General features: G+C 65.9%; 7 protein-coding genes and 2 pseudogenes. 4 read left to right on the top strand and 5 right to left on the bottom strand.

The features are described from left to right. Positions 1-4: 4 nt before the first annotated feature. Together EET10_RS13625 and EET10_RS13620 are read right to left on the bottom strand one after the other, a co-directional pair. Positions 5-850, bottom strand: a complete 846-nt coding sequence (locus EET10_RS13625) for an SCO3242 family prenyltransferase (protein ID WP_081260759.1) — start codon at positions 848-850, stop codon at positions 5-7. Next, on the bottom strand, positions 847-2,073 hold the full coding sequence (locus EET10_RS13620) for an inositol-3-phosphate synthase (RefSeq protein ID WP_036403313.1): 1,227 nt from the start codon (positions 2,071-2,073) through the stop codon (positions 847-849). Before EET10_RS13620 ends, EET10_RS13625 begins: the two co-directional genes overlap by 4 nt. A 133-nt stretch (positions 2,074-2,206) precedes the next feature. Between EET10_RS13620 and EET10_RS13615 the strand changes: the two genes are divergently transcribed. From EET10_RS13615 to EET10_RS13600, 4 genes and pseudogenes are all read left to right on the top strand, one after another. After that, positions 2,207-2,959 carry an O-methyltransferase gene (locus EET10_RS13615; RefSeq protein ID WP_122502218.1) on the top strand — a complete coding sequence of 251 codons (753 nt, stop codon included), beginning with the start codon at positions 2,207-2,209 and terminating at the stop codon, positions 2,957-2,959. A gap of 129 nt (positions 2,960-3,088) precedes the next feature. After that, positions 3,089-6,322 (top strand): DEAD/DEAH box helicase, encoded by a 3,234-nt coding sequence (locus tag EET10_RS13610; RefSeq protein ID WP_122502217.1) that lies wholly within the window; start codon positions 3,089-3,091, stop codon positions 6,320-6,322. A gap of 532 nt (positions 6,323-6,854) precedes the next feature. After that, positions 6,855-7,115, top strand: a pseudogene (locus tag EET10_RS13605) (type II toxin-antitoxin system antitoxin MazE5); the annotation flags it as partial. Continuing rightward, positions 7,112-7,441, top strand: coding sequence for a type II toxin-antitoxin system PemK/MazF family toxin (locus EET10_RS13600; RefSeq protein ID WP_036403315.1), 330 nt, complete (start codon positions 7,112-7,114; stop codon positions 7,439-7,441). The pseudogene EET10_RS13605 and the gene EET10_RS13600, both read left to right, overlap by 4 nt. A 437-nt stretch (positions 7,442-7,878) precedes the next feature. Here the strand turns inward: EET10_RS13600 and EET10_RS13595 are convergent. The 3 genes and pseudogenes from EET10_RS13595 to istA all read right to left on the bottom strand — a co-directional run. Beyond that, positions 7,879-9,246 (bottom strand): annotated as a pseudogene (locus tag EET10_RS13595) (IS1634 family transposase); the annotation flags it as partial. Positions 9,247-9,312: 66 nt separating this feature from the next. Further along, the gene (gene istB, locus EET10_RS13590) at positions 9,313-10,125 is read right to left on the bottom strand and encodes an IS21-like element helper ATPase IstB (protein ID WP_122501800.1); all 813 of its coding nucleotides are present in this window, start codon (positions 10,123-10,125) and stop codon (positions 9,313-9,315) included. Then, positions 10,122-11,642, bottom strand: coding sequence for an IS21 family transposase (gene istA / locus EET10_RS13585; protein ID WP_122501925.1), 1,521 nt, complete (start codon positions 11,640-11,642; stop codon positions 10,122-10,124). The genes istB and istA overlap by 4 nt, the downstream gene beginning before the upstream one ends. Between the last annotated feature and the right edge of the window lie 38 nt (positions 11,643-11,680).

Here is an 11,680-nt window from a genome sequence, read left to right as displayed (position 1 = left end):
TGCATCAGGTCACCTCAGTGGGTTGGGGCGCAGAAACTTTGAGCCGCAATCCCATTGCGAGCCCGCACAAGGCCAGCATGGTGCGCGGCGCCCGGGCGGCCAGCATGGCCTGGACCGCGATCGTCGACGCGATGCCAGTGCGCACCGCGCTGCGCAGCACCGTGGCGGTCGGCTGTTGCCATGCCTTCCACAAGCCGGGCCCAAACGACCACGCGTACACCGCCGCGGCGGGTGCGGCGCGAAAACCCGGTGTGCACACCATCGCCGAGGCGGCCACCGACGCCGCCATGCCCCCGACGACGGCCGGCAGGCTGCGTTCTGAACCCGTGACCTCACTGCGGGACAGTACCGTGATCGCCGTGGTGTGCCCGCCGATCACCGAGGCCGGAACCAGCGCACGACGATAGTTGGGGCCGGCGCCGAGCATCACGTCGAGGAACCGGCAGCCGGCCATGACCAACGGCCCCGCGGCCGTGTCCTTGGCAACCAGGTCATAAGCCGCGACGCACAACGTGATTCGGCCCGCGGCGGCCAGGCCGTGGCGGCCGCCGGCCGCCGTTGCGGTCGCGAGTCCCGCCGCGGCCAGCGCGGCAGCGAAAGACACCGCCCTGCCGGCCGACACTTCACCGGACGGGATCGGCCGTTCCGGGCGTTCGATGGCGTCGCGCTCGCGGTCGGCCCAGTCGTTGAGCACCATGCCGCTCCAATACAGCAGCGCCGACGCCAGCGGGAGCGCCAGCCGGCGTCCGGTCAGCGGACGCCCAGCCCAGATGGCGCCCACCGCAGTGTCACCGAGCACGGTGAGCGCAGCAGGCGCCCGCATCAGGTCCAGGTACGCCTTGACCTTCACTGGTCGGCCGGAACCGGTGCCGCAAAGGACTTAGCCCACTGCACCAGCGCTTCGTATTGCGCCGCAAGTGAATGCGTCGACGAGCCCCACGGTTCCTTGAAGAAGAAGCCGAGTTGCCCGACGACGCCGTGCGCACCGCGCAGTCGGGCCATCGCCAGCAGGCGGGCCACGTCGAGAACCAACGGCGCGGCCAATGCGGAATCCGGTGCGGACCAGATGGTTTGCAGGGTGATCTGACCGCCCAGGAATCCGGTGGCGTGGATGTGGTCCCAGGCAACCTTGGTTTCCCCGAGGTCGGGCACGTAGTCGATATGCAGCGGAGCGTTGACGGCGCCGCCGAGCATCTGCTGGACGCCACGTTGCTTGCTGGCGAGCTTGGACTGCACAGCAACCGGGTCGGCAAGCGTGGCACCGTCACCGCCGCCTAGCAGATTGGTTCCCGCCCAAGAGTGTACGGTCATCGCGCGGCTGGCAAACATCGGCGCCAGGACGGTGCGCAGCAAAGTCTGGCCGGTCTTGGCGTCCTGGCCGCCGTAGAGAATTTCCGCGTCGTCGGCCAGGCTGCGCAACGCGGAAACGCCAATGCTGGGCGACGGGGTGAAGCAGGAGTAGGCAGCGCCATTGCGGATCGCCGCCAGGGCGGTCAGCGCGCTCGCCGGCAGCACCATACGGTCCTTCTCGCACAGCGCTGCCCGCAATATGTCCGGGTCGTGGTACTCGGGGCGGTCCGGCACCGGCGGCTGCGTCGATGCCACGTCGATGACCACGAAGACGTCAAGTGCGTTGCGCGAGATGAAAGAGCCCATGGCGTCGCTGAGCCGGTCGATCAGTTCGGCTTGGGTGCTGGCACCGACGGTCGACGGGTCCGGCGTGGCCACACAGGACGGGCCGACGATCTCGTCCTCGGTGGCCGCCAGGCGATCTGATACTGCAGCGACCACCCGGTGCGGCAGCAGTCCCGCTTCGACCAACGCCTCGGCGCGCTTGACCAATGGGACGGTCGACAGGTCTCGCCCGGCCACCACGAAATCGGCATATTTCGGCAATGGCACGCCGGCGAAGGCGGCGGTCGCCGTCACGCAGCCGGTCTCGGGGATCAGCCCGGCGCTGAGTGCATACAGACCCACGATCGACGTGGTCGCCACCGACCCCCGCGCGCCACTAAGCCACAGGCCGCAGCGCGGCCGCGCGGTCACCCGGGATGCGGTGTCGTAGCGGTCCATCGCGCCGTCCTTGCTCGCCGAACGCTGTAAAAGTCTGATGTATCGAGCATGACAAACTAGCTTTTCTAAGCAAAGGATGCTAACACCGCGCATTGGTCTCGGCTGATCAATGACTGTACGTATGCTGGCAACAATGAGCTTCAGAGCGCGCATAGCCCCGTTGCGGTGGTCGGTCTGGCGCATGGCGCCCGGGATCCGCAACCTCACCCGAACGGGTCAGATCGGTGACGGCCGCGAAGCAGCCGCCGTCGACTACGTACTCCGGCACGCTCGAGCCGGCGATATCGACGACGTGCTGGCCACCATCGACAAATTCGCCTATGAAAAGTCGATGCTGATCAATATCGGCGACGAGAAGGGGCCGATACTCGACGCCGCGGTGCGGCGGGCCAATCCCGCACTGGCGCTCGAGTTGGGCACCTACTGCGGCTACGGCGCACTGCGGATCGCCCGGGCGGCTCCGAACGCCAGGGTGTACTCGGTAGAGCTGGCCGAAGTCAACGCCGCCAACGCCAGGCAGATCTGGGCCCATGCCGGCGTCGCAGACCGGGTGACGTGTGTGGTGGGCACCATCGGCGACGGCGGACGCACCCTGGACAAGCTGTCTAATGAACACGGATTCGCTTCTGGCACTCTCGATTTCGTTTTCATCGACCACGACAAGAAGGTCTACCTGGACGACCTGCAGAGCATCTTGGAGCGCGACTGGCTGCATCCGGGTTCGATCGTGGTAGCCGACAACGTCCTGGTGCCGGGGGCGCCGAAGTACCGCGCCTACATGCGGCGTGAGCAAGGCAGGCGGTGGAACACCCGGGAGCACAAGGCCCACCTGGAGTACCAGACCCTGGTGCCCGACCTGGTGCTGGAATCGGAGTACCTGGGTTAGTCGCCGTGGTGGCGCCCTGGTCGCCACACCCGACTCCTGAGCCTCATCCGCACCACTTTGTCCACTGGGCAGGCGTGGCTGCGGGGTTCTGTCGGACTGGGTCGTTACGGTGCGGGCGTGCAGTCATTGATGTATCCCTCGATCGACCTCGACGACGCCGCATCGCATCTGGGCGCCGACACCTATCGCCGCGGCCTGGACTACGCGCGTGAAGGACGAGTGGTGCGTTGTTCATGGAACCCCGGCGACGACAGTCTCACCGGGAGCGTTCGCGGTAACCGGGGCCGCACCTACACCACCACCGCGCAACTGTCGATGGATGACGCCGATTCCTGGAACCTCGAGATCGGGTTGTGCACCTGCCCCGTGCAAGTGGACTGTAAACATGTGGCCGCGGTCCTCATCGCGGCCAGCGGGACCACCAAGACACGCTCGCAACGCCCATCGGCCGCGCAGCCGGTCCTGCCGGCCCCGGCGGCATGGCGCACGTCACTGGACTCGTTGTTCCCGACATCTTCGCCGGCCAGCACCGCCGGCACGCCGCTGGCGATCGAGCTGAACCTGTCGGCAAGCGGCTTGGACGCGCGGGTGGTGCGCCCGGGTAAGCGCGGTGGCTGGGTCGCCGCCGACCTGAGCTGGGGCCGCTTGTCCGCGCTTCGACACTACGGTTATCCCGACGCGCACCTCCACGCGCTACAAGAGTTCTATGCCGCCTACCGGGCGGGGGCTCCGAATCTGACTGGCTACTACAGCTATTCGTATACCTCGTATGGGGACGCGAAGACGATCTCGCTGCTGAAGTTCGAGTCAGCCCAGTTATGGCCACTCCTGGCCGAGCTGCGCCGAGTCGGCGTGCGGTTGGTGCAGGCACAGGACCACCACGACGTGCTGCCGCATGCCGCGGCGCGCCTGTCCTTGGACGTCGCCGCCGACGCGTCGGGCAACCTCACGGTCATGCCCTTGCTTGAAGTCGACGGGGCGGCGGCACAAGCGGCCGCGTTTATCGGGTCGTCGGGCCATGGCGTTGTCTGCACCGACGGCGGGCTGCGGCTGGCACGGATGGACCAGCCGGTCTCGGTGACGTTGCAGCGGATGACCCTTGGCCGTCAGATCCTGGCCATCCCCGCAGCTGAGGCGGCGCAGTTCACCGCCGAGTATTACCCGAAGCTGCGGCGGATCGCGGCCATCACGTCGTCGGACACCTCGTTCACGCCGCCGGCGATCACCGGGCCGATGTTGGTGCTGCGTGCCGACTATCGGGATGGACACGAGGTCGAGTTGACGCTGCAGTGGGCGTACCGGATGGGCGACAACGAGTTTCGCGTCAGTGTGGATACGTCCGGTGATCCAGGCTACCGCGACCCGGGCACGGAGGCCGGGCTTGCGCGCGGCATCGACGCCCCGCTGGAGCGGTTCGGGCTCCGCGCCTCCGACGGCAGACTGATTGCCCGAGCCCGATTGTGCGGCCTGGAGACCATGCGGTTCGCCACCGAACTCCAACCGCTGCTCACCGGGCTGTCCGACGTCGTGCTGGAGGTGACCGGCGACCCCGTCGACTATCGGGAGGCGGGCGAGTCCCTGGTCATCGGTGTGGCCACGGATGCGGTGCCCGGACAGACGGACTGGTTCGACCTGGACATCACGATCACCGTTGAGGGCAAGCAGATTCCGTTCGTCGGCGTGTTCACCGCGCTGGCCTCCGGCCAGTCACATGTGCTACTGGCCGACGGAGCCTACTTTGCGGTGGACAAGCCGGAGCTGGTGAAGCTGCGCCGGCTGATCGAGGAAGCCCGCGCGCTGACCGATGCCGACGAGGGACCGCCCCGGATCAGCCGGTTCCAGGCCGGGCTGTTCGACGAACTCGCGGCATTGGGAGTGGTCACCCAACAGGCCGACGAGTGGCGTCGGCAGGTTCGCGGACTGCGCGCGCTACAGGGAGTGGAGCCGGTGCCGGTGCCCAGCGGCTTGCGCGCCGAACTGCGGCCCTACCAGGCCGACGGGTTCTCGTGGCTGGCGACGCTTTACGCCCACGGGCTGGGCGGGATCCTCGCCGACGACATGGGCCTCGGCAAGACGGTCCAATCGCTTGCACTGATCTGCCATGTCCAACAAAAGGATCCGAGTCCGGCCCCGTTTTTGGTGGTGGCGCCCTCGAGTGTGGTTGCCAACTGGGCCGCGGAGGCCGCGCGGTTCGCACCGGAACTGTCGGTGGCTGCGATCAGCGATACTCTGCGCCGTGCCGGCATCGTCCTTGACGAGCTGGCCGCCGGCGCCAACATCGTCGTTACCTCGTATACCTTGTTCCGCCTCGACTTCGACGCCTACGCCGCCCAAAGCTGGTCCGGCCTCATCCTGGACGAAGCCCAGTACGTAAAGAACCGGCACGCCAAGACCTACCAGTGCGCGCGCCGGCTACCCGCCCCCATCAAGGTGGCAATCACGGGTACGCCGATGGAGAACAACGTGATGGAGCTGTGGTCGCTGCTATCGATCGCCGCCCCGGGATTGTTTCCCAGCCCGGCCAAGTTCGCCGACTACTACGCAAAACCCATCGAGAAGAGCGGCGACCCCGAGTTGCTGGCGCTGTTGCGCCGCCGGATCAAGCCGCTCGTCAAGCGTCGTACCAAGGAGCTGGTGGCCGCCGAGCTGCCCGCCAAGCAAGAGCAATTGCTCGATATCGAGCTGCCGCCCAGACACCGCTCGCTCTACGACAAGCGGCTGCAACGCGAACGCCAGAAAGTGCTCGGCTTGCTCGACGACATGCAGCGCAACCGATTCACGATCCTGAAATCTTTGACTGTGCTGCGCCAGATGGCCCTGCATCCCGGGCTTGTCGACCCTGCGCATCACGCGCAGGCCTGCGCGAAAATCGATGCGCTTGCTGAGCACCTGCGTGACGTCGCCGACGGCGGCCATCGCGCGCTGGTGTTCAGCCAGTTCACTCGCTTCCTTGGCCGGGTACGAGATCGCCTCGGCGCCGAGGGCATCGACTACTGCTACCTTGATGGGCGAACCCGCAACCGCCCCAAGGTGATTCAGCAGTTCAAAGAAGGGACTGCGCCGGTTTTCCTGATCAGTCTCAAGGCCGGCGGTTTCGGGTTGAACCTCACCGAGGCCGACTACTGCTTCCTGCTCGACCCGTGGTGGAATCCGGCCACCGAAACCCAGGCCATCGACCGCACCCACCGCATCGGCCAGAACCGTAATGTCATGGTGTACCGGCTCATTGCCCGCGACACCATCGAGGACAAGGTCATCGCGCTCAATGCGCGCAAAGCCAAGCTCTTTGCCAGCGTAATCGACGACGGCAACGCCTTCGCCTCCGCGCTGACGGCCGACGACATCCGCGGACTGCTCACCTGAAGTCTGGGCACTTGGCGATTATCCACAGTCAGAAGTTGGGCGCCATCTTGCTGTACCCGCGCGCCATGATCGATTGTATTTGCCACGAAAGGGTTTTCGTGCTGTTCTGGGCGGTTTTGATTGGCTAATGCACGTCCGCGTTCCATCGGTGAAACGAGGGAGGCGCACGCGGTGCGGCTCTAGGTTTAGGGGTTAACCCACCAACCTCAAACCGGAGGACGACCGCCCGGGGCGCGGTACACCCGCGACTTCGAGAGGCCCGAGGTCGACATGCTCTTGAACATGAGATCACCTGCTGCCAAGCAACGGTCACGCAGCCGTGCCGTGACCCCACCCCGAGGGCCGGATCAAGAGCGACTCACCACCGACACCCCACCAGCAGGCAACTCCAGCGGCACTGACCGCCGAAACCACCAAGTCGAAGAATCACACGACGACGTCATACACCACGTCCCTGGACTTGACCTCTGCGATGGTCCGAGTGGCCCGTGCAGGCCGGGAATACGTCACCAGAAGCTGGCATGAGAGTTTGCCCTGGACGTGGCATAATAGTGGCATGAATCGCATACGTCTGAGCACTACTGTCGACGCTGGGCTGTTGAGCAGTGCACGCGACGTGCGGGCAGGAATCACGGACGCAGCTCTCATCGATGAGGCTCTCGGGGCATTACTTGCTCGCCATCGATCGGCCGAGGTGGATGCGAGCTATGCGGCCTACGACAAGCACCCGCTTGATGAGCCAGACGAGTGGGGCGACCTTGCGTCGTGGCGGCGGGCTGCTGGAGAGTCGTGAGCGCACTTCCGGCACGCGGAGAGGTGTGGTGGTGTGAGATGGCCGAGATCGGGCGGCGTCCTGTCGTTGTGCTGTCGCGCGATGCGGCGATCCCTCGGCTTCGACGCGCACTCGTCGCACCGTGCACCACCACCATTCGGGGGCTGGCCAGCGAGGTTGTTCTTGAGCCGGGTTCCGACCCGATCCCGCGCCGTTCTGCGGTGAATCTGGATTCAGTCGAAAGTGTCTCTGTCGGGGTGTTGGTGAATCGGCTTGGCCGACTCGCCGACAACCGGATGCGCGCCATTTGCGCGGCCCTCGAGGTCGCGGTCGACTGCTCTGGATGACGCATCAGCAAACTTGTCGACCGTCCCGACACCGGGTCCACCGATCGGTGGACCCTCTGTAGGCCGGTTGGGGGATGGGCGTTGTCAGCTGCCGCATTTACGCTAATGCCCGGCTCCCCGGCGGCGAGGGCACAGCCTACCGGTGGCACCTTGCGGCATAGGGAAACCGATGAGCTGACGGCTCACCGCGCCAACGTTCGCCCCCACAATTTGCGAAGCATTTTTCTGTCTCAATGCCTTGCCAACTTCATCGACCGCCGTTGCTGCGGTTGGCCATCACCGAAAGGTCCACGACACATGACGAGACCCGCCCGCGATCCGGCACCTCAACCCAACGCCAACGCGATTGATTCTGGCTCGACTCACCTGCAGTCTCGGGGCGGCAAACCGTTGCGACGCAAAAGGTTTGCTACCGCGGTACTAGGACCTGACTTCGGTCATTTAGTGCGTAGGTCGGCTCCGCTGATTTGGGCGAGGGCGTCGCGTAGGTCGGCGGGCAGTGGATCGGCGGCGGTGAGGGTGTGTTGGCCGGCTCGGATGTCCACGGTGCGGTATCGGCGTGTGGTGCGCACGAATTGCCGGATACTCCAACCGGTTTGGTGTTCGATCCAGTGGCTGACTGCGAGCGCGGCGAACACGATGTTTAGGTGGGCCTCGATGGACTCGCGTTTGTGGTGGTAGATCGGGCGGGCGGCCAGGTCGTGCTTGGACATCCGGAACGCCTTCTCGATCCGCCACAACTGGTGATACGCATCGATGACGAAGTCTGCGGTCTGGCCGGTCAGGTTGGTGGTGTAGCCCTTGATCCCGGCCAACTCGCGGGCTTTGGCTTCTAACTCCCGGTTCACCGACCGGTTCTCGCCGGTCACGGTGATGAACCGGTTGCGTTTGAGGGGGGCCTTCCCGTCGACGGCGGCCTGGGCTTTGGCTACCTGCTCATCGATACCACGCAGGGTGCGCCGGGCCCGGTCAGCACGGTACTGGTAGAAGATGACCCGGTCGGGGATCCCGCGGGCCTTCTCCTTGCTGCTGGCCGGCCAGGCCTGGGTGAAGATGTGCCCGTCAGGGATGTCCTCGCCGGGATGCTTGTCGCGCCATTCGCGTATGACGCCGGGCAGGAACGGGATCCTGGAGCCGAGGATGAAGGTCAGCCCGGCGGCGTAGATCGCTTTCTGGTTGTCCTCGGAGATCATGCCGGCATCAGCGACCACTGTGACATCGGTGAGTTGGTGGGCCTTCTTGAAGGCGTTGATGACGGGCAGCATCGTCTTGGTTTCACCCTTGTCGCCTTCAAATGCGTGTACTGCCAATGGAAATCCAGTCGCATCGGTGAGCAGGCCGATGGTGATCTGCGGTTCGAGCCGACGTTCTTTGGAGAATCCGGGCTCGCGGAATCCGTCGGCCTTATCGGTCTCGAAGTACAGCGTCGAGACGTCGTAGAGCACCAACGACGCCGGCCCCAACGCCGCCTGAACCGCGCACGCCTTGGACAACGCCCGGCCGAAAGCCGCTGTGGCGAACCGCGGCAGGTGCCGGGTCAGGGTGCGGTAGGACACCGTGGCGATACCGGTCTCGGCCAGTACCCGCAGCGAGTCGGCCTTACTGGTCGGCTCGATGATCCGGGCCAGCACCAGATCCCGGAACACCTCATCGGCTCCAGCGGCCCGATCGAAGCCAAGCCGGACATACGCAGCGCACAAGCTGTCCCACAAAAACGCCATCCGCGAAGAGACGATTTCCAAAGAGGCACCGGATATTTCGGTGTCACCGACATCAAGGTCGAGGGTCTGCTGACCTCCAGTAAGTGTCAATGGCCAGGTTGAAGTATCCGCTGGTGGCCAGATAGAAGTATCCACCCCGTGCGGTAGTTCCTAGGTTGGTGTGGGCGTCTCCTTCCGGTGTTTGGCGTCTTTCATGCGGTAGGAGTCACCGTCGGTGATGACGACGGTGGCGTGGTGCAGGAGGCGGTCGAGGATGCTGACCGCGGTGGTCTGTTCGGGCAGGAAGCGGCCCCACTGCTCGAAGGGCCAGTGCGATCCGATGGCCAGCGAGCGGCGTTCGTAGGCGCCGGCGACGAGCCGGAACAGCAACTGGGTGCCGGTGTCGTCGAGGGGGGCGAACCCGAGTTCGTCGAGGATGATCAGGTCGACCCGCAGCAGCGATTCGATGATCTTGCCGACGGTGTTGTCGGCCAGGCCGCGGTAGAGGGTTTCGACGAGGTCGGCGGCGGTGAAATAGCGGACCTTGTGTCCGGCGTGGATCGCGGCGGTTCCCAACCCGATCAGGGTGTGGGACTTGCCGGTGCCGGCGGGGCCGATGATCGCCAGATTCTGTTGCGCGCGAATCCATTCCAGACTCGACAGGTAGTCGAAGGTCTTCGGCGGGATGGAGGAGGCGGCCACGTCGAAGCTCTCCAACGTCTTGGGCACGGGGAACGCCGCGGCTTTGAGGCGGTTGACGACGTTCGAGGCGTCGCGGGCCGCCAGTTCGGTCTCGACCAGCGTGCGCAGAACCTCCTCGGGAGTCCAGCGTTGGGTCTTGGCGGTGATCAGGACTTCGGGTGCGGTGCGCCGCACCGCGGCCAGTTTCAACCGTCGCAACCCGGCATCCAGATCGGCGGCGAGGGGTGGAATCGATTTCGGTGCAACGGGTTCAGCGTCGGTGATGGGTGGCGTCCTGCTCATGGGATCACCTCGCCATCGGCCACGGCGGGGGTGATCCTGTAGGCGTCCAGGGAGCGGGTCGGGGCCACGGGCAGGTCGAGGATGAGCACGTCGCCAGCGGGTCGGGGCTGCGGCGCCCCGGTGCCCGCGGCCAGGATGGAACGCACGTCGGCGGCTCGGAACCGGCGGAACGCCACCGCCCGGTGCAGCGCGGAGACCAGGGCGTCGGTGCCGTGGGCCGCGCCGAGGGCGAGCAGGATCTCCAACTCCGAGGCCAGCCGGGTGTTGCCGATCGCCGCGGCGCCGACCAGGAACGCCTGCGCATCGGCGCCGAGGTCGCAGAACTGCTTCTCGACCATGGTCTTCGGGCGCGGGCCGCGACTGGGTGCTAGCCGGGGTCCGTCGTAGTGCTCATCGAGGATCGAGGTGCCGCCGGGTGCGACGAGTTCGTGTTCGGCCACGATCACCCCGGTGCCGGGCTCCAGCAGACAGATGGCGCCGTGGTCGACGACCACGGCCACCGTGGTGCCGATCAACCGCATCGGCACCGAGTAGCGCGCCGACCCGTACCGGATGCAGGACAGGCGGTCGACCTTGCGCAGCACCGATGGTGCCCCGATCTGCAGTCGCAGGGATGGGAGTGGTTGCAGCAGTTCATGTTCGACGATCAACCGTTCATCGGGAACCGCGCAGATCTCCGAATGGGTCGCGGCGTTCACTTCCGCGCACCACACCTCCGCCGCGGCATTGGCGATACGCAGATCGACCGGTGTTCCGGTGACGGCGGCCTCGGTCAACAGCGGGACGGCAAGATCGTCCTGGGCGTAGCCGCACAGGTTCTCCACGATGCCCTTGGACTGCGGGTCACTCGCATGACAGAAATCGGGAGCGAAGCCGTAGTGACCGGCCAGCCGGACGTAGTCCGGAGTCGGGACGACGACGTTGGCCACGACCCCGCCCTTGAGGCAGGCCATCCGGTCGGCCAGCACCCGCGCCGGGACCCCACCCGCGGCGGCCAGGGCTTCGGCGATCAATGCCAACGTGGTCGAGGCACGCTCGTTGGTGGCGAAGCGCACGAAGCGCCACCTCGAGAACGCCAGCACCGCACAGAACAGGAACAACCCCGGTCCGACTTGAGCCCAGTCGATGACCAGGTACTCACCGGGTTCCCACACGGCTGGACGACGGCCTCGGTGATTGGTGCTGCGCCACAACGCTTTCGCCTCCGCGACGAGGCGGCGGAAGTTACGATCAGAACCCGTGTAGCCCGCCGCACGGGCCTTCGGGAGCAGCCGCTTGGCCGAGATCCGACCCTTCGATTTCTCCACGCGTTCGGCGACCAGATCGGCGACCGCGTCGTAGTTGTGGGCCCGTTCGGCCCGCGGTGGTGGCGGGACGCCGGCCTGGTCGGCCTCGAACTTGTCCACGATCTTCTTGACGGTGCGGTGGGTGGTGCCGCAGTGCTCGGCGGCAGCCCTATACGACCCGAGCTGTTGGTAGGCGGAAATGATGTCCATTCGGTCCTTCGCAGATTTCAATGGAACTCCCCGGTGGTGGCGCTGAGTGGTTGGCGCCT

Source organism: Mycobacterium pseudokansasii, from assembly GCF_900566075.1.
Classification (GTDB): domain Bacteria; phylum Actinomycetota; class Actinomycetes; order Mycobacteriales; family Mycobacteriaceae; genus Mycobacterium; species Mycobacterium pseudokansasii.
The sequence above is the reverse complement of the archived record's forward strand: the minus strand, read 5'-3'. Positions and strand labels throughout refer to the sequence as shown.

Bases quoted from the DNA above. Each gene is read 5' to 3' on its own strand.
- EET10_RS13620 (WP_036403313.1), bottom strand. From the start codon at position 2,073: ATGGACCGCTACGACACCGCATCCCGGGTGACCGCGCGGCCGCGCTGC.
- istB (WP_122501800.1), bottom strand. From the start codon at position 10,125: ATGAGCAGGACGCCACCCATCACCGACGCTGAACCCGTTGCACCGAAA.
- EET10_RS13610 (WP_122502217.1), top strand. From the start codon at position 3,089: ATGTATCCCTCGATCGACCTCGACGACGCCGCATCGCATCTGGGCGCC.
- EET10_RS13615 (WP_122502218.1), top strand. From the start codon at position 2,207: ATGAGCTTCAGAGCGCGCATAGCCCCGTTGCGGTGGTCGGTCTGGCGC.